The 15868-nt window shown below is 71.9% G+C and carries 19 protein-coding genes and 1 pseudogene; 10 read left to right on the top strand and 10 right to left on the bottom strand.

Annotated elements, in window-relative coordinates:
- Positions 1 to 97: 97 nt before the first annotated feature.
- Complete coding sequence (locus ABZ444_RS08485) at positions 98 to 451, top strand: DUF2809 domain-containing protein (RefSeq protein ID WP_357994337.1); 354 nt, start codon at positions 98 to 100, stop codon at positions 449 to 451.
- Positions 452 to 455: 4 nt separating this feature from the next.
- Here ABZ444_RS08485 and ABZ444_RS08480 read toward each other — a convergent pair whose 3' ends face one another.
- The gene (locus ABZ444_RS08480; protein WP_357994335.1) at positions 456 to 716 is read right to left on the bottom strand and encodes a heavy-metal-associated domain-containing protein; all 261 of its coding nucleotides are present in this window, start codon (positions 714 to 716) and stop codon (positions 456 to 458) included.
- Positions 717 to 825: 109 nt separating this feature from the next.
- On the opposite strand from ABZ444_RS08480, the gene ABZ444_RS08475 reads away from it, so the two are divergent.
- A complete protein-coding gene (locus tag ABZ444_RS08475) occupies positions 826 to 1371 on the top strand; it encodes a type 1 glutamine amidotransferase domain-containing protein (RefSeq protein ID WP_357966912.1) in 546 nt (181 codons plus the stop codon).
- An 86-nt stretch (positions 1372 to 1457) separates the two neighbouring features.
- Here ABZ444_RS08475 and ABZ444_RS08470 read toward each other — a convergent pair whose 3' ends face one another.
- Positions 1458 to 2012: a helix-turn-helix domain-containing protein gene (locus ABZ444_RS08470; protein WP_357994333.1), complete on the bottom strand. Its 555-nt coding sequence runs from the start codon at positions 2010 to 2012 to the stop codon at positions 1458 to 1460.
- 92 nt (positions 2013 to 2104) lie between these two features.
- On the opposite strand from ABZ444_RS08470, the gene ABZ444_RS08465 reads away from it, so the two are divergent.
- The 4 genes from ABZ444_RS08465 to ABZ444_RS08450 all read left to right on the top strand — a co-directional run bounded on the left by ABZ444_RS08465 (position 2105) and on the right by ABZ444_RS08450 (position 6146).
- Positions 2105 to 3019, top strand: a complete 915-nt coding sequence (locus tag ABZ444_RS08465; protein WP_357994331.1) for a zinc-binding dehydrogenase — start codon at positions 2105 to 2107, stop codon at positions 3017 to 3019.
- 97 nt (positions 3020 to 3116) lie between these two features.
- On the top strand, positions 3117 to 4646 hold the full coding sequence (locus tag ABZ444_RS08460; RefSeq protein WP_357994329.1) for an amino acid permease: 1530 nt from the start codon (positions 3117 to 3119) through the stop codon (positions 4644 to 4646).
- 116 nt (positions 4647 to 4762) lie between these two features.
- The gene (locus ABZ444_RS08455; protein ID WP_357994327.1) at positions 4763 to 5599 is read left to right on the top strand and encodes an alpha/beta hydrolase; all 837 of its coding nucleotides are present in this window, start codon (positions 4763 to 4765) and stop codon (positions 5597 to 5599) included.
- The gene (locus tag ABZ444_RS08450) at positions 5592 to 6146 is read left to right on the top strand and encodes a TetR/AcrR family transcriptional regulator (RefSeq protein WP_357994325.1); all 555 of its coding nucleotides are present in this window, start codon (positions 5592 to 5594) and stop codon (positions 6144 to 6146) included. Before ABZ444_RS08455 ends, ABZ444_RS08450 begins: the two co-directional genes overlap by 8 nt.
- A 4-nt stretch (positions 6147 to 6150) precedes the next feature.
- Here the strand turns inward: ABZ444_RS08450 and lipB are convergent, their stop codons facing one another.
- Together lipB and ABZ444_RS08440 are read right to left on the bottom strand one after the other, a co-directional pair.
- The gene (lipB, locus tag ABZ444_RS08445) at positions 6151 to 6786 is read right to left on the bottom strand and encodes a lipoyl(octanoyl) transferase LipB (protein ID WP_357994323.1); all 636 of its coding nucleotides are present in this window, start codon (positions 6784 to 6786) and stop codon (positions 6151 to 6153) included.
- Positions 6783 to 7331 carry a TetR/AcrR family transcriptional regulator C-terminal domain-containing protein gene (locus ABZ444_RS08440; protein WP_357994321.1) on the bottom strand — a complete coding sequence of 183 codons (549 nt, stop codon included), beginning with the start codon at positions 7329 to 7331 and terminating at the stop codon, positions 6783 to 6785. Before ABZ444_RS08440 ends, lipB begins: the two co-directional genes overlap by 4 nt.
- A gap of 67 nt (positions 7332 to 7398) precedes the next feature.
- Between ABZ444_RS08440 and ABZ444_RS08435 the strand changes: the two are divergent.
- Positions 7399 to 8751, top strand: a pseudogene (locus ABZ444_RS08435) (FAD-dependent monooxygenase); the annotation flags it as partial.
- A 21-nt stretch (positions 8752 to 8772) separates the two neighbouring features.
- On the opposite strand, the gene ABZ444_RS08430 reads toward ABZ444_RS08435, so the two are convergent.
- The 3 genes from ABZ444_RS08430 to ABZ444_RS08420 form a co-directional block, all read right to left on the bottom strand.
- Entirely contained in the window at positions 8773 to 8961 is a 189-nt protein-coding gene (locus ABZ444_RS08430; protein WP_352325923.1) for a PspC domain-containing protein, read from the bottom strand.
- Positions 8962 to 9023: 62 nt separating this feature from the next.
- Positions 9024 to 9533: an HAD domain-containing protein gene (locus ABZ444_RS08425; protein WP_357966890.1), complete on the bottom strand. Its 510-nt coding sequence runs from the start codon at positions 9531 to 9533 to the stop codon at positions 9024 to 9026.
- Positions 9530 to 10450 (bottom strand): AraC family transcriptional regulator, encoded by a 921-nt coding sequence (locus ABZ444_RS08420; RefSeq protein WP_357994319.1) that lies wholly within the window; start codon positions 10448 to 10450, stop codon positions 9530 to 9532. The genes ABZ444_RS08425 and ABZ444_RS08420 overlap by 4 nt, the downstream gene beginning before the upstream one ends.
- A 75-nt stretch (positions 10451 to 10525) precedes the next feature.
- Here ABZ444_RS08420 and ABZ444_RS08415 point away from each other — a divergent pair, with 75 nt between their 5' ends.
- Both ABZ444_RS08415 and ABZ444_RS08410 read left to right on the top strand, forming a co-directional pair.
- Positions 10526 to 11338 carry an NAD(P)H-binding protein gene (locus ABZ444_RS08415; RefSeq protein ID WP_357994317.1) on the top strand — a complete coding sequence of 271 codons (813 nt, stop codon included), beginning with the start codon at positions 10526 to 10528 and terminating at the stop codon, positions 11336 to 11338.
- A 109-nt stretch (positions 11339 to 11447) separates the two neighbouring features.
- The gene (locus tag ABZ444_RS08410) at positions 11448 to 12272 is read left to right on the top strand and encodes an undecaprenyl-diphosphate phosphatase (protein ID WP_357994315.1); all 825 of its coding nucleotides are present in this window, start codon (positions 11448 to 11450) and stop codon (positions 12270 to 12272) included.
- Here ABZ444_RS08410 and ABZ444_RS08405 read toward each other — a convergent pair.
- Positions 12269 to 12955: a hypothetical protein gene (locus ABZ444_RS08405; RefSeq protein WP_357966879.1), complete on the bottom strand. Its 687-nt coding sequence runs from the start codon at positions 12953 to 12955 to the stop codon at positions 12269 to 12271. The genes ABZ444_RS08410 and ABZ444_RS08405 overlap by 4 nt on opposite strands.
- An 80-nt stretch (positions 12956 to 13035) precedes the next feature.
- Positions 13036 to 14001, bottom strand: a complete 966-nt coding sequence (locus ABZ444_RS08400; protein ID WP_357994314.1) for a hypothetical protein — start codon at positions 13999 to 14001, stop codon at positions 13036 to 13038.
- Between the two features lie 72 nt (positions 14002 to 14073).
- On the opposite strand from ABZ444_RS08400, the gene ABZ444_RS08395 reads away from it, so the two are divergent.
- Complete coding sequence (locus tag ABZ444_RS08395; protein ID WP_357966875.1) at positions 14074 to 14688, top strand: TetR family transcriptional regulator; 615 nt, start codon at positions 14074 to 14076, stop codon at positions 14686 to 14688.
- Here ABZ444_RS08395 and ABZ444_RS08390 read toward each other — a convergent pair.
- Positions 14637 to 15788 (bottom strand): MFS transporter, encoded by a 1152-nt coding sequence (locus ABZ444_RS08390; RefSeq protein WP_357994312.1) that lies wholly within the window; start codon positions 15786 to 15788, stop codon positions 14637 to 14639. The genes ABZ444_RS08395 and ABZ444_RS08390 overlap by 52 nt on opposite strands.
- Between the last annotated feature and the right edge of the window lie 80 nt (positions 15789 to 15868).

Below are 15868 nucleotides of genomic sequence, written 5' to 3'. Positions count from 1 at the left end.
TACGGAGACCGCGTGTCAACGAGTGGCGGAAAATTGTTTCATTCTCGTTTCCTTTCGCGGTGTAAATTTTCAGTACGCTTGGCAATACCGTGATCGAGTGCCTCGCCTGCCCGTTCTCCTCGCCGCCGTCGTGACCGTCGTGGCAGGGCTCGCCGTCCGGATGTGGTGGGACGGGCCGGTGCCCAAATACGCGGGTGACGCGCTCTACACCGTACTGATCTACGCGCTCGTCGTCCTGGTGCTGCCGCGCGTGCGGCCGTGGGTCGCCGCGGCGGGGTCGGGCGGGCTGAGCTGGGCGATCGAGTTCGCCCAGCTCGGCGAGATCCCGGCAGTCCTGCGGCCACTGCTGGGCAGCACCTTCAACCCGCCCGACCTGCTCTGGTACGCCGTCGGCGCGGCCGCCGCGGGCGCCGCGCACACCCTGTGGGCCTCCCGGCGCCGATCCCCCTGAGAGGTCAGTGGCAGCCGCCCGAGCCGCAGCACGACCCGGCCTGCGGCAGCAGCTCCCGGCCGCCGCCCAGCTCGTAGCCGGCCTCGACGACGGCCGACTCGATGACGGCCTGGTCGATCGGCGCGCTGCTGGTCACGACCATCTCCTTGGCCGCGAGGTCGACCTCGACGGCCTGAACCCCGTCGACCTTGCCGACCTCGGCCCGCACCGAGCCGACGCAGTGGCCACAGGTCATGCCCTCGACCTGGTACGCGGTGATCACCATGCCCGAACTCCTCTTCTCTCGGCTTCGCGGCCCACTATATACCCCCCAGGGGTAAATGCGCATACTTCCCTGATGTCCGGATAGGGGAGGGGAAAACGAAGGGACAGTCATGTTGAACGGCAAGACCATCGCGTTCCTGGTCGCTCCCGAGGGGGTCGAGCAGGTGGAGCTCACGGAGCCGTGGCAGGCGGTCAAGCAGGCGGGCGGCACGCCCCGGCTGGTCTCCACGTCCTCGGGACGGATCCAGGCGTTCAACCATCTGGACAAGGCCGACACCTTCGCCGTGGACGCCACGGTGGACGACGCCGACCCCGGCGACTTCGACGCCCTGCTGCTCCCCGGGGGCGTCGCCAACCCCGACTTCCTGCGCACGGTGCCGCAGGCGGTCCGGTTCGCGCACGCCTTCTTCGACGCCGGCAAACCGGTGGCCGCCATCTGCCACGCCCCCTGGACGCTGGTCGAGGCGGACGTCGTGCGCGGGCGTACGCTCACGTCCTGGCCGAGCCTGCAGACCGACCTGCGCAACGCCGGCGCGACCTGGAAGGACCAGGAGGTCGTGGTCTGCACGGACGGCCCGAACACCCTGGTCACCAGCCGCAAACCGGACGACCTCAAGGCCTTCTGCCAGGCCGCCACGGACGCCTTCTCGGCATAGGGTCCGAACCCGGCCCCGCGACCGCCCGAACCCGGCCCCGCGACCGCGTCAGCCTGCCCTGAGGCCGCGCCGGCCCCTTGGCGGGCTCAGGCGCGCAGCAGGGCCTCGGCGACGCCGCGCACCGAGCCCCTGAGCCGGTCGGCGCCGCCCTCGGCCATCACGTGCCGGGCGAGGTCGGCGTCGAAGGAGGCCAGCAGGGTGTGGGCGGCGAACTCGGCGTCGAGCCCCGGCGCCGCCGCCGCGACCAGCGCCGTCACGTGGGCGTGCCACCGCAGGTAGGTGGGGTCGCGGTATTTGTCGGCCGCGCAGGCCCGTTCGTGCGCGGCGAACAGCGCCAGGTTGCGCTCGGCCAGCCCGGCCAGCTCGTCCAGGAACGCGAGCAGCCGCTCCCGCGGCGGCGCCCCCGGCCCGAGCGGCGAGCCGGGCGACTCGATGGCCTCGGCCAGGGCGGCGGCGCGCTCGGCCAGCAGCTCCTGGAACAGGCCGGTCCTGCTGCCGAAGCGGCGGAACAGCGTGCCCTTGCCCACCCCCGCCGCCGCGGCCACCCGGTCGAGCGAGATGTGCTCGGCGCCGTGGGCGTCCAGGAGCTCTTCGGCGGCCCGCAGGATCGCCTCCCTGTTGCGGGTCGCGTCTGATCGCACCAAGGCCCCTCCTTGCAAGCGGACTGTCGGTCCCCATAGTATCCCGGCAGCGAAGCGGACCGCCGGTCCGCATGGTCGCGGGAGGATTTCGTATGCGCGCACTGGTGGTCGGCCCGGGGGCCGTGGGGCGGCTCGCCGACGTTCCCGAGCCCGTTCCTGGGGCCGGGCAGGCGCTCGTCGAGGTACGGCGGACGTCGGTCAACTTCAGCGAGCTGCGGCACATGGACCGCCTGCCCGAGGGCGTCGTGCTCGGCTACGACGCCGCCGGGGTGGTGCTGCGGCCCGCCGCGGACGGCACGGGCCCGGCCGAGGGCGCGCGGGTGGCGGCGTTCGGAGCGGGGGCGTGGGCGGAGCGGGCGGCGTTCGACACCGGCTCGCTCGCCGTGGTGCCCGACGGGGTGGACCTGGCGGTGGCCGCCGCCCTGCCGATGTCCGGCCTGTCCGCACTACGCTCACTACGCGCCGCCGGCGTCTCCCTCGGCTCGCGCGTGCTCGTGACGGGGGCGTCCGGCTCGGTCGGGAGGCTGGCCGTGCAGCTCGCCAGGCTGGCCGGGGCCCACGTCGTCGCCTCGGTGAGCTCCCCCGCCCGCGCCCTGGCCCTCGGCCCGGACGTGCACGTCGTGACCGGCCTGGACGGCGTGGCCCCCGTGGACGTCGTGATCGAGCTGGTCGGCGGCCCCACCCTGGTGACCGCCTGGGGCCTGCTCAAGCCGGGCGGCAACCTCCAGAGCATCGGCTGGGCCGGCGGGCAGCCGGCCGTCTTCCCGCCAGGCTCGACCTTCTCCCTCGGCCCCGCCCGCTCGATGCGCTCGTTCGGCGACGTCGACTCCCCCGGCCCCGACCTGGCCTTCCTGCTCGGCCTCGTGGCCGCGGGCGACCTGTCCGTCGAGATCGGCCGGCGCGTGCCCTGGGAACGCCTGGACGAGGCCGCCGCGGCCCAGCTCGACCGCACGGTCACGGGGAAGGTCGTGCTCGACATCGGCCCGGCGGGACACGGCCTCTCCTGACCACATCGAAACTCATCTGTCACACCTTGTCCCTCGGGAAGAAATGGTCTAGACCTAGACCAAACAGAGCGTCCTCCGCGCCCCCCAGGGAGACCTCATGTCACTCGAAGAGGATTCCAGGCGACTCGCCGAGCTCGGCTACAAGCAGGAGCTGGCCCGGACCTGGAGCGGCTTCTCCAACTTCGCGATCTCCTTCTCCATCATCTCGATCCTCGCCGGCTGCTTCACGACCTTCGGGCAGGCCTGGAACAACGGCGGCCCCATCGCCATCTCGTGGGGCTGGCCGCTGATCTCCGCGTTCATCCTGATCATCGGTTTCTGCATGTCGGAGCTGGTCTCGGCGTTCCCGACGGCGGGCGGCATCTACTGGTGGGCCGCCACCATGGGCAAGCCGATCCACGGCTGGTTCACCGGCTGGCTCAACCTGATCGGCCTCATCGCGGTCACCGCGTCGGTCGACTACGGCTGCGCCACGTTCCTCAACATCACGATCAGCCGCCTGACCGGCGGCGCGTGGGAGGGGACGCTCCCCCAGGCGTTCCTGCTGTTCGTGATCATCCTCATCCTGCACGCGCTCATCAACATCTTCAGCCACCGGCTCATCTCGCTGCTGCAGAACATCAGCGTGTGGTGGCACGTCGCGGGCGCGGTCGTCATCGTCGCGATCCTGGTCTTCGCGCCGTCCGAGCACCAGTCGCTCGGCTTCGTGTTCGGCGGCACGATCAACAACTCCGGCTTCGGCGACGGCGACGGCGGCGTGCCCTTCTGGCTGTACGTGCTCCCGCTCGGCTTCCTGCTCACCCAGTACACGATCACCGGGTTCGACGCCTGCGCCCACGTGTCGGAGGAGACGCAGGGCGCGGCCAGGACGGCCGCCCGCGGCCTGTGGCAGTCGATCTTCTACTCGGCGATCGGCGGCTGGATCCTGCTGCTGGCGTTCCTGTTCGCCGCGACCAACGTAGACGAGATCAACAAGCAGTCCGGCTTCGTCGGCGCCATCTTCGAGACCGCGCTCTCCTCCCCGCTGGCCACCGCGATCTTCGCGATCTCCACGATCGGCCAGTTCTTCTGCGGGATGAGCTGCGTGACCTCGATGTCGCGCATGACGTACGCGTTCTCGCGCGACGGTGCGGTGCCCGGCTGGCGGCTGTGGTCGAAGGTGGACCGCAACCGCACCCCGGTCAACGCGATCCTCGCCGGCTGCCTCATCGCCGCCCTGATCACCCTGCCCGCCCTGTACGCCCCGGCCGGCTCGACGACCCCGGTCGCCTTCTACGCCGTCGTGTCGATCGCGGTCATCGGCCTCTACCTGGCCTTCCTCATCCCGATCTGGCTGCGCCTGCGCATGGGCGACGCCTTCCGTCCCGGCCCGTGGACGCTCGGCCGCAAGTACCGGGTGCTGGGCTGGATCGCCTGCGTCGAGATCGTCATCGTGTCCATCTACTTCGTCATGCCGTTCTCCCCGGCCGGCGTGCCGGGCAACAAGGACTTCACCTGGACGTCGGTCAACTACGCGCCGATCGCGGTCGGCGTCGTGCTGATCGGCATCTGGTTGTGGTGGAGCCTGTCGGCCAGGCACTGGTTCACCGGCCCGCGCCGCACGATCGACGAGGTGCCGATCTCCTGACCACCCCTGTCTGCGGGCACGGCCGATCCGGCCGTGCCCGCCTTTTTGATGCTTGACACCCGTCAGCTAAAGGCTTTAGCTTTAAAGCTATAAGAGTTAGCAGAGAGGGGTCGGACATGACGGAGTTCCTGACGGTCGAGGGTGGACAGCTCGCCTACGACGTGACCGGCGAAGGGCCGCTGATGGTGCTGGCGCACGGCATGGGCGTCGGGCGGCAGTCGTTCAGGTTCCTGGTGCCCGAGCTGGTGGCGGCGGGTTTCCGGGTGGCGACCACCGACCTGCGCGGCCACGGCGAGTCCAGCCGCGATTGGCCCTCCTACACCCGCACCGACGTCGCGGGTGACATCCTCGCGCTGGTCCGCCACCTGGGCGGCCCCGCGATCCTGGTGGGCCACTCGTTCGCGGGCGGGGCCGTCACGATCGCCGCCGCGCAGGCGCCCGAGCTGGTCAGCTCCGTGGTGGAGATCGGCCCGTTCACCCGGGTGCAGAAGATCGACGGCGCCGGCCTGCTGCGCAACGCCCACCATCGCAAGGGGGCCATGCTGCTGCTCGGCGCGGCGCTCCTGCGCAGCATCGGGCTGTGGAAGAAGTACCTCGACCACGCCATGCCCGGCGTCAGGCCCGCCGACCACGCGGAGCACATCGCGGCGCTCGAAGCCGACCTGCGCCGGCCCGGCCGGATGGCCGTGGTCTCCAGGATGGGCCAGGTCGCCCCCACCGACGCCGGCGCCCGGCTTCCCGACCTGACCCGCGACGTCCTGGTCGTGATGGGCACGCTCGACCCCGACTGGGCCGACCCGCGCGCCGAGGCGGAGGGGATCGTGGCGGCCATGCCCGCCGGGTGCGGCCGGATCGCCATGATCGAGGGCGCCGGCCACTACCCGCACGCCCAGTTCCCGGCGCAGGTGGCCGCCGCGGTGACGTCGTTCGTCAAGGAGCGCGTCCATGCCTAGGGCGGCGTTGTCCCAGGACACGGTCGTCGACCTGGCGATGCGCGCGGTCGACGAGGGTGGGCCCGAGGCCCTGACGCTCTCGGCCCTGGCGGCCCGCGCCGGGGTCGCGACGCCGTCGCTGTACAAGCACGTGCGCAACCTGGCCGAGCTGCGCGAGCTGCTGTCGGTGCGGATCACCGACGAGATCTCCGACGCGCTGGGCCAGGCGGTGCTGGGCCGTTCGGGCGAGGAGGCCGTCGGCGCGCTCATGGACGCCTGGCGCGCCTACGTCACCCGCCACCCGCACCGCTACGCGATGGTCATCCAGCAGCCGCATCCCGGCATGCGGACGGCGGGCGAGCGCCTGATGGGCATCATGCTCGCGGCGCTGCGCGGCTACGGGCTGGCCGGCTCCGACGCGATCCACGCGGCCCGCTGCCTGCGCGCGGCGGCGCACGGGTTCGCGGTGCTGGAGGCGTCGGGCGCGTTCGGCCTGCCCGAGCTGCTCGACGAGAGCTACGACCTGCTCAAGCACATGGTCGTGGCCGGGCTGGCCACTCCCCGCTGAGGGCTCAGGACGCCTCGAAGGCGGCGGCCACGGCGGGCCGCACGTCGTGCATGGTGATGTCGTCCAGCTCGCGCTTGAGCGAGGTCATGTCCACGTCGGGCATGCCGCAGGCCACCGCCCAGTTCCAGGGCGTGAGGTCGCCGTCGACGTTGAGCGCGAACCCGTGGCTGGTGACGCCCCGGCTCTGGCGCATGCCGATCGAGATGATCTTGCGGCCGGTCGTGGACGTCCAGACGCCGGTCAGCAGCTCCGAGCCCGGCGGGGTGTCCCGCCGCTCGGCGGGCAGGCCGAGCTTGCCCAGCGCCTCGACCAGGCGCAGCTCCACCTCCCGCACGTAGTCGACGATGCCCTCGTCCTCGCCGAGCTTGACGATGAGATAGCCCACGAGCTGGCCGGGGCCGTGGTAGGTGAGCTGCCCGCCGCGCCCGGTCTCCAGCACGGGGATGCCGCGCGAGGGGTCGGGCAGGTGCTCGGCGGGGGTGCGCCGGCCGACGGTGTAGACGGGCGGGTGGCTGAGCAGCCAGAGCGTGTCCGGCCGTTCGTCCCGCTGGCGCTGCCCGACGAGGTCGGTCATGCGCTCCATCGCCGTGTCGTAGTCGACCAGATCGTCCTGCAGAAGTGTCAGCGGCCTTGCCCTCATCCTTCGAGGATAAGACGCATCCCGGACACCAGCGCACGCAGCCCGAACTCGAAGTCGCCGTCGGGGTCCTCCTCAGGCCGCACGTCGAGCGGCACGGCCGGGCCGCGTTCGTCGATCGCCGAGCCGAGGGCGAACCTGCCGACCGCGATCAGCGCCCTGACCGCCTGCTCGCCGGTGAATCCGGCCTCGGTCAGCGGCCTGATGAGCGCGGGCAGCTCGGCCAGCCGGCGCGGCGTGGGCCGGGACCCGGCGTGCACGAGCGCGCCGTCCCGGTACGACAGCAGCGCGCTGCGGATCACCCGGCCGCGGGACATGAGCCAGTTGTCCCATTCCTGACCCGGTTCTGGCACGTCGAGACGCTCCAGCGTGTCGGCGAGCATCTCCTCGGCCATCTCGTCGAGCAGCTCCTGCTTGTTCTTGAAGTGCCAGTAGAGGGCCGGCTGCTTCACGCCCAGCTCGTCGGCCAGCCTGCGGGTGGTCAGCCCGTCGATGCCGACCTCGTTGAGCAGCCGCAGGGCCGCGCGTACCGCCGTCCGCCGTTCCACGCTTGACAACTTATCAAAGATAAGGCTTTATCAGTGATAAGCACTTATCGTTGATAAGGAGACGTGGATGGACGTCGTCATCGCCGGGGCCGGCCCGGTCGGGCTGATGCTGGCCTGCGAGCTGCGCCTGCGCGGCGTGCGCACACTCGTGCTCGAACGGCTCGCCGCCCCCACCGGGCTGTCCAGGGCGCTCAACCTGCACCCCCGCTCGGTCGACACCTTCGCCATGCGCGGGCTGCTCGACCGGCTCGGCGACGCGCCCCGCCTGGACCTGCAGCACTTCGCCGGCATGCGGGTGCTCGACCTGACGGCCACGCGGACCCCGCACCCGTACGGGCTGCTGATCCCGCAGTCGCGGGTGGAGGAGATCCTGGAGGCGCGGGCGCTGGAGCTGGGCGCGCGGATCGTCCGGGGCCGGGCGGTGACCGGCCTGGCGCAGGACGGGTCGGGCGTGACGGTCGAGACCGGCGACGGCACGACGTACCGGGCGGGCTGGCTCGTCGGCTGCGACGGCGGCCGGAGCACGGTGCGCAAGCTGGCCGCGATCGCCTTCCCCGGCACCCCCGCCACCCTGGCCGCCTACGTCGGTGACGTCACGGTCACCGGCGGCACGCCGACCGGCTGGGTCCGCACCGGCCACGGCCTGTTCCAGTGGCCGTTCGTCCGGCCCGACGGCACGACCAGGATCCTGACCGTCGACCACGGCCGGGTGCACGCGGACCGGGACGCCCCCGTGACGATCGAGGAGTTCTCGGCCAGCGTGCGCCGGCACCTCGGGGACGCCGCCCCCGAGATCACCGGGGCGACCTGGCTGTCCCGCTTCTCCGACGCGGCCAGGCAGGCCGAGCACTACCGGGCCGGCCGGGTGTTCCTGGCCGGCGACGCGGCCCACGTGCACATGCCGTTCGGCGGCCAGGGGATGAACACCGGCCTCCAGGACGCCGTCAACCTGGGCTGGAAACTGGCCCTGGCGGTGCGCGGGACGGCCCCGGCCGGGCTGCTCGACAGCTACCACGCAGAACGGCACCCGGTGGCCGCCGCCGTGCTGGCGAACACCCTCCAACAGGTGGAGTTGTCCGCGCCGGACGCCGGGACGACTCGGCTGCGCGACCTGTTCGCCCAGCTCATGACCGTTCCCGAGGCCAACAGGATGCTGGCCGAGGACGTGAGCGCGGCGTCGGTGCGGTACGCGGCGGGCCAGAACCCGCTCGTCGGCGCCTTCATGCCCGAGGGCCTGCGACTGGACGAGGGGCGCGGGCTGCTCGTCACCTCCGACCCGGCCCTGCTCACCGCGGGGGCGCGCTGGGCCGATCGGGTGGACGTCGTGCCCGGCGACCGCGGGCTGCTGGTGCGGCCCGACGGTTACGTGGCCTGGGCCGAACCCTGCGCGGAGCCCGCCGAGGCGGCGCTCACGCGGTGGTTCGGCGGGCCGGCGGACGCGTCAGTGGGAGTAGCCCCTCGGCTCCTCCGGGACGAGGATCCACATGGCGACGTAGACCACCCAGAGCGGGCCGGGGATGAGCGACAGCAGCAGCCAGAGGATGCGGACGAGGGTCGGGGGCAGGCCCATCTTGTCGGCGAGCCCGCCGCAGACGCCGGCCAGAATCCTGTGCTCCCTTGAGCGGTACATGCTGTTCCTCCGTGTCGTGATGACCTACCGGTAAAACGGACAGCAGTGCCGCCGATATCCCGCTAGGGACCCTGAGAAAACCCTGTAAGGGTCAGCCACTCATGAGCCATGCCCAGATGTTCCCTGGTCAGTCCATGTCTGGGATCGACGTGGATCAACAGGAAATTCTCCAGACCCTGATGCACCCTGAGGTACTGCTCGTCCTGCGCCCACACCTGGTCGTCGAACCACACGAACGGCCGCCGCCCGGCGTACGCGGCGACGTGCGGCGTCTTGAACATCTCGCCGTGCTCGGTCCGGGTCCGGTCGGGGCCCATGGTGACGACCGGGAGCGTGGGCAGGCCGATCCTGGGAGAGATCCACTCGTTGGCGTGGTGCTCCCAGGTGGTGGCCCAGACCAGCTCGGCGCCCGTGGTCAGGGCCAGGTCGAGGAGCCGGCGGCCGTGGCGGGGGTTGAGGTGCACGGTGTAGACGTCGGTGCCGATCGTGCAGCGGTAGCGCCGGAAGTCGGGCGTGGGGCGGCCCATCGGGTTGAGCACGCCGTCGACGTCGAGCAGCAGCAGGGGTTTCACCTCGCCGCTCCGGCCCGGTGCTCCTGGGGGCTGACGCCGCGTACGCGCTTGAAGGCCGTGCTGAGCGCGAACGGGCTGCCGTAGCCGACCTTCCTGGCCACCGAGCCGATCGTGGCGTCGGGCTCGCGCAGCAGGTCGGCGGCGAGCGCGAGCCGCCAGTCGGTGAGGAAGGACATCGGCGGCTCCCCCACCAGATCGGTGAACCGCCTGGCCAGCGCCGCCCTGGAGACCCCCACCTCGGCGGCGAGGGCGGCGACCGTCCAGGGGTGGGCGGGGTTGTTGTGCAACATCCGCATCGCCCTGCCCACGATCGGGTCGCCCATCGCGCGGTACCAGGCGGGCGCCTCGTGGGTGGCGAACCACGACCGCAGCACGGCGATCAGCAGCAGGTCGAGCAGCCGGTCGAGCACCGCGGACTGGCCCGGGTCGTCCTTGACGATCTCGGCGCCGAGCAGCGAGCTGACCGGCCCGCCGGGCTGCACGAGGAGCTGGGGCAGCGCGTCGAGCAGGCGCCTGCTGACCTCGCCCTCCAGCGTGTACGTGCCGGTGATCAGCACGGTGCCGCCCGCCGGGTCGTTGCCCCAGGTGCGCACGCCGAGGTCCATCGACTGGTACAGCGACTCGCCGTCGACGGTGGTGCAGCGCTGGCCGGGGTGGATGACGATCTGCGGCGCGGTGCCGGGGGCGTCGGCCACCACGTACGGCTCCGGCCCCCGCAGGATGGCCACCTGCCCGGGTTCGAGGCGGACCGGCTCGCCCCTGTCCGGCAGCACCCACGCCTCACCGGACAGCAGGGCCACCAGCGTGAGCGGGGCCTCGTCCTGGATGCGCATCGACCACGGCGGGTCGAGGATGGACCGGAGCAGGAAGGCGCTCCGCGCTCTCGGTCCGTCGAGCAATGCCGCGAGCTGATCCATGGGCCAGACGATCGCATATGGCAACGCGCTTCTCAACCATGGAGAGTCTTATGGGTATGACGGCTTACTAGATGCATGACGATTTTGGTTCTTGGCGGAACCGGCAAGACCGGCCGCCGTGTCGCTGACCGGCTCACCTCTCTCGGCCTTCCCGTGCGGATCGGCTCCCGTTCGGCCACGCCGTCCTTCGACTGGGCGGACCGCTCCACCTGGGCCGCCGCGCTCGACGGCGTCGAGTCCGTGTACGTGTCCTACTACCCCGACCTGGCGTTGCCCGGCGCGTACGAGGACGTCAGGGAGCTCACCCGGCTCGCCGCGGACGCCGGGGTGCGGCGGCTGGTGCTGCTGTCGGGCCGGGGCGAGCCGGGCGCCGAGGCGAGCGAGCAGACCGTGCGGGAGTCCGGCCTCGACTGGACGATCGTGCGCTGCGGCTGGTTCATGCAGAACTTCAGCGAGGGCTTCCTCTTCGACCAGGTCCTCGACGGCGTGCTGGCGATCCCGGTGGCCGACGTGCCCGAGCCGTTCGTGGACGCCGACGACATCGCCGACGTGGCCGTGGCCGCCCTCACCCAGGACGGGCACGCGGGCCGCCGGTACGAGCTGACCGGCCCGAGGCTGCTGACGTTCGCCGACGCGGCGGCCGAGCTGTCGAAGGCCACGGGCCGCACGATCACCTCGATCCAGGTCACGCCGGAGGAGTACGTGGCCGGGGCGGTGGCGGCGGGCGTGCCGAAGGAGGAGGCCGAGGGCCTGACCGGGCTGTTCACCGAGGTGCTCGACGGCCGCAATGCCCACGTGACGGACGGCGTCCTGGAGGCGCTCGGCCGTCCGGCCCGCGACTTCGCCGACTACGCCGGGGCCAACGCCGCGGTGTGGTCCGCACGCTGAGGGCGGGCCGGCTCTCCCCCGGCCTGCTCAACCTGCTGGGCGGGCAACTGCGTGGCCCCCGTTTCCGCTAACCTCACCCTGGTCACTCCCGTAACCGGAAGGTGTAGTCGTGATCGGCTGGCTCGAAGCGGTGGTGCTGGGGCTCGTCCAGGGGCTCACGGAGTTCCTGCCGATCTCCTCCAGCGCCCACATCCGTGTGGTCTCGGCCTTCTTCGGCTGGCAGGACCCGGGGGCGGCCTTCACGGCGGTCATCCAGCTGGGCACCGAGGCCGCGGTGCTCATCTACTTCCGCAAGGAGCTGTGGGAGATCGTCTCCACCTGGGTCCGCTCGCTGTTCGACCGGGAGCTGCGCGGCCACTGGGCGGCCCGCATGGGCTGGTACGTCATCGTCGGCACGCTCCCGATCGGCGTGCTCGGCCTGGTGTTCAAGGACCAGATCGAGACCGTCTTCCGCGACCTGCGGCTGGTGGGCACGACGCTGATCGTCTTCGGCTGCATCCTGTGGTTCGCCGACCGCACCGCGCGCAACAAGCTCACCCTGGAGAAGCACCTCAGCTTCACCCACGCCGTCGTCTACGGCTTCGCGCAGGCGCTGGCCCTCATCCCGGGCGTCTCCCGCTCGGGCGGCACGATCACGGCGGGCCTGCTGCTCGACTACCGCCGCGAGGACGCCGCCAAATACTCGTTCCTGCTGGCCATCCCCGCCGTGCTGGCCTCCGGCGCGTTCGAGCTGAAGGACATCGGCGAGGGGCAGGCCCCCGCGTGGGGGCCCACCATCCTGGCGACGCTGATCTCGTTCGCCGTCGGCTACGCGGCGGTGGCCTGGTTCCTGAAGTACATCAGCACCCACCGGTTCACCGCGTTCGTGATCTACCGCATCCTGCTCGGCTTCTTCGTCATCCTGGCGGTCACCCTGGGCTGGATCCCGGCCTAGGCCGACACGGCCGTCCGGTCGAGGGCGGGCGAGGGGTAGTAGGCCGCCCACGCCTCGTCGCCCATGCGCAGGACCTTCAGGCCGGTCCAGCCGAGGCCGGCGACGGGCAGGGCCCAGAACAGCACGGTCACGGGGCCGTACTCGATGGGGAAGGAGACGACGTACCCGACGAAGACGAGCAGTGGCACCCACCAGCCGACGAACCCGGCCCGCCACACGGCGACGACCAGCAGCGGCAGGCCAAGCACGGCGAAGAACATCCACGGCATCTGGAAGCCGAAGATCACGCCGGGCAGGTTCAGCATCTCGTCGAGGATCTTCTGCGCCTGCTCCGGCGGGTTGTGCCGGCCCAGCCACCACTCGACAGGGTCGATCATCAGCAGGGCCGACGTCGAGATGTAGCCGATGGCCGTCGCCGCGCCGGCGATGTGGCCGAGCACGGTGGCCTTGCGCCTGGTGAGGTGCACCAGGGCGATGGCCGCCAGGCCCATGAACATCCAGCTCCAGTGGTAGAGCGCCGACTCGGCCTGGGCCAGCGCGGGGTTGTCGCCGTAGCTGACCGCCTCGCGGGAGTCGCCCCACGTGCCGGGGTCGATGACGACGGCCACGAACTGCAGGAGCGGGGCCGCGATGAGCAACGTGCCCGCCGCGACGCGGCGGAAGGTCACCTGGTTCCTGAACATGCCGGCGACGGTACGTGCCGCCGCCGCCACCCGTCGTCCGCCTGCGGGGCGACCGGAGGTCACCTCCGAGGCGGAGAAGATCAGACCGCCACCGGCGTGCGCGGGGCGGCGGGGGCCGCCTGCGCCCGGCGTCGGGGCAGGGCGAGCAGGACCAGGCCGAGCAGCGCCCACAGGGCCAGCACCCCGACCGGCGTCCACAGGGCAGCGCCGCCGAAGAACACCGTGTTGCGCACCGCCTCGGCGGCCGGGCCCACGGGCAGGACGCGGCCGACGGCGGCGTACCACTCGGGGATGTAGCGGGCGCCGAGCGGCCCGCCGCTAGCCGGGAGCCCGATCGGGACGAACAGCAGCGCCGCCACCCCGACCCCCGGTGTGCCGATGACCTTGACCAGCCCGGCGACCACCAGGCCGACCGCCAGCGCGATGCCCGACGAGACCGCCACCAGCGGTCCGAAGCTGCCCGGCAGCGCGCCGAACACCATGTCGGCCAGCCACGCGACGGCCGTGCCCGCCACCAGCGAGCCCGCGGCCAGGACGCCGGCCCGTGCCGCCGCGCCCAGGCCAGGCGCGATCCGGGCGAGCAGCACGGCCAGCGCGATCCCCGGCAGCAGCACGCTGAGCACGTAGAACATGCCGGAGATGCCGCCGGCGTCACCGGGCGGCAGCGGGACGGCGTCCTCGACCTTCAGGGTGCGGCCCTGCGCCTGCGCGGCCCCCTGGAAAGCCGCGGTGATCACCGTCGCGCCGGTGCGGCCGCCCGCGCTCGCCACCACCAGCCTGCCCTCCCGCGGGACGAGCACGGCGTCCACCTCCCGGTCCAGCAGCGCGGCCCGCGCGGCTGCGGCCGACCCGTACGGGCTCAGCGTGAACGCCCCCGCCCGCCGCCCGTCGATGCCGCTCTGGAGCTGCCGCACCTGCTCGGCGGGCGCGACGACGGCGACCGGCACGCCGTGGGGTTCCGGCGCGTGGAAGGCACCGAGGAACGACCCGGCGAACAACATCCCGAGCAGCGCGACCCCGAACACGAGGCCAATGATCCTGCGCATTTTTTCACCACCTGATGAGTTCATCGATGTTGAATTTGAGGGTAGATGAATTCCACGTGGTTGAATAGCCCCATGGCCGAGGAACGCGGAAGACGACCGGGAAACCCGCAGACCAGGCAGGAGATCCTGGAGGCGGCGATGGAGTCCTTCGCCGCCCACGGCTACGGCGGCACCACGATCAGGGCCGTGGCGCGGGCCGCGGGCGTCGACCCGGCGCTGGTGATGCACTTCTTCGGCAACAAGGACGGTCTGTTCGAGGCCGCGATCAAGGCCAGCATGCCGGTCGCGCTGATGGTCGGCGCCCTCGACGGCGACGCGTCGGGCATCGGCGAGCGGCTGGTGACCCGCTACCTGGAGTTGTGGGAGGACCCGCGGCACGGCCCCCGGCTCTCGGCCGTGCTGCACGCGGCCGCCGCCACCCCGGCGACGGCCGCGCTGCTGAAGGAGCTGCTGGGCCGGGAGCTGCTCGCCCCGATCGCCCGCCGGCTGCCCGGCGCCCATCCCGAGGTCCGCGCGCTGCTGGCGGCCTCGCAGCTGCTCGGCCTGGCCATGATCCGCTACATGCTCAGGCTCGACCCGCTGGCCTCGCTGCCCGCCGGCCAGGTCGCGGCCCTGACCGCGCCCAACGTCCAGCGTTACCTGACGGGCACGCTCTCGCTCGACGAGATCGCCGCCGCCCGGGGGTAGGTCGCCAGGGTGAACAGCAGCGCCGCCACGCCGAGCCCGGTGGCCAGCACGACCACCCCTGCCCTGCCGTACGCGTCCAGGGCCACGCCGCCCGCGATGCCGGCCGCGAACAGGCCGACGTACTGGGCGGACGACAGCAGGCCGAGCCCGATCGGCACGTTGTCCGGCACCGCGGCCACCGTCCTGAACTGCTGGGCCGGCGCGATCAGCCAGCCGAGCGCGCCCCACAGGAACGCCCAGACCAGCGCGATCGGCAGGGCCAGGTTCGCGACGGGGATCAGGGCCATGAAGGCCGTGGAGGCGGCCAGGCCGATCAGCACCATCCTGCGCGGCCCGTAGGCGTCGGTGAGACGCCCGCCGAGCTGGTTGCCCACGATGCCGCCGAGCCCCCACGCCCACAACACGGCCGGCAGCGGCAGGTCGAACAGCGACCCGATGTAGGTGTAGGCGGTGAACCCGGCGCCGAACATCAGCAGCTGGGTGACCAGCACCACCAGCACCCGCCGGTCGGCCAGCGGCGCGAACCGCTCGCCGAGCCGTCCCGACACGGCGACCCTGACGTCGGGCACGAGCGCCGCCACCCCGGCGAAGCCGATCACGCCCAGCCCGACGACCAGCCACATCGTCGTCCGCCAGCCCGAGACCGAGCCCAGCCAGGTGCCCAGCGGCACGCCGACGGCCGAGGAGACGCTCAGCCCGCCCATCACCAGCGCCAGCGCCCGCCCGCGCCGGTCGGGCGAGGTCAGCACGTTGGCCACGCCCGAGGCGGTCGGGGTGAACATCGCCGCTCCGGCCGCGGCGACCACCCGCGTGGCCATGACCAGCGGGTACGTCGGAGCCAGCGCGGTCAGCACGTTGCCCGCGACGAACACGGCCAGCGCCAGCAGCAGCAGCCGCCTGCGCGACAGGCGGGCGGTGAGCGCGGCCAGCAAGGGGGACAGCACCGCGTACGCCAGGGCGAACACGGTCATGAGCTGCCCGGCGGCGGACGTGGAGATCCGGAGGTCCGCGGAGATGGGGGTGAGCAGGCCGGCGGTGACGAACATGCCAGTACCGATGGCGAAATTTCCGGCAGCAAGGGGATAGAGCCGGGAACTCATGGAACCTCCAGCCAAATAGTTGGACGGGCATCAAACTGTCATTACAGTTGGATGGTTGTCAAACAATCAGAGGGAGGTAG

It is taken from the genome of Nonomuraea sp. NPDC005730, from assembly GCF_040630865.1.
GTDB lineage: Bacteria > Actinomycetota > Actinomycetes > Streptosporangiales > Streptosporangiaceae > Nonomuraea.
Note: the sequence above shows the minus strand (reverse complement) of the source record. Positions and strands in the feature narration are given on the sequence as shown.

Bases quoted from the DNA above. Each gene is read 5' to 3' on its own strand.
- ABZ444_RS08450 (WP_357994325.1), top strand. From the start codon at position 5,592: ATGCCTAGGGCGGCGTTGTCCCAGGACACGGTCGTCGACCTGGCGATG.
- ABZ444_RS08460 (WP_357994329.1), top strand. From the start codon at position 3,117: ATGTCACTCGAAGAGGATTCCAGGCGACTCGCCGAGCTCGGCTACAAG.
- ABZ444_RS08475 (WP_357966912.1), top strand. From the start codon at position 826: ATGTTGAACGGCAAGACCATCGCGTTCCTGGTCGCTCCCGAGGGGGTC.
- ABZ444_RS08465 (WP_357994331.1), top strand. From the start codon at position 2,105: ATGCGCGCACTGGTGGTCGGCCCGGGGGCCGTGGGGCGGCTCGCCGAC.
- ABZ444_RS08420 (WP_357994319.1), bottom strand. From the start codon at position 10,450: ATGGATCAGCTCGCGGCATTGCTCGACGGACCGAGAGCGCGGAGCGCC.
- lipB (WP_357994323.1), bottom strand. From the start codon at position 6,786: ATGAGGGCAAGGCCGCTGACACTTCTGCAGGACGATCTGGTCGACTAC.
- ABZ444_RS08480 (WP_357994335.1), bottom strand. From the start codon at position 716: ATGGTGATCACCGCGTACCAGGTCGAGGGCATGACCTGTGGCCACTGC.
- ABZ444_RS08395 (WP_357966875.1), top strand. From the start codon at position 14,074: ATGGCCGAGGAACGCGGAAGACGACCGGGAAACCCGCAGACCAGGCAG.
- ABZ444_RS08405 (WP_357966879.1), bottom strand. From the start codon at position 12,955: ATGTTCAGGAACCAGGTGACCTTCCGCCGCGTCGCGGCGGGCACGTTG.
- ABZ444_RS08415 (WP_357994317.1), top strand. From the start codon at position 10,526: ATGACGATTTTGGTTCTTGGCGGAACCGGCAAGACCGGCCGCCGTGTC.
- ABZ444_RS08430 (WP_352325923.1), bottom strand. From the start codon at position 8,961: ATGTACCGCTCAAGGGAGCACAGGATTCTGGCCGGCGTCTGCGGCGGG.
- ABZ444_RS08390 (WP_357994312.1), bottom strand. From the start codon at position 15,788: ATGAGTTCCCGGCTCTATCCCCTTGCTGCCGGAAATTTCGCCATCGGT.
- ABZ444_RS08400 (WP_357994314.1), bottom strand. From the start codon at position 14,001: ATGCGCAGGATCATTGGCCTCGTGTTCGGGGTCGCGCTGCTCGGGATG.
- ABZ444_RS08455 (WP_357994327.1), top strand. From the start codon at position 4,763: ATGACGGAGTTCCTGACGGTCGAGGGTGGACAGCTCGCCTACGACGTG.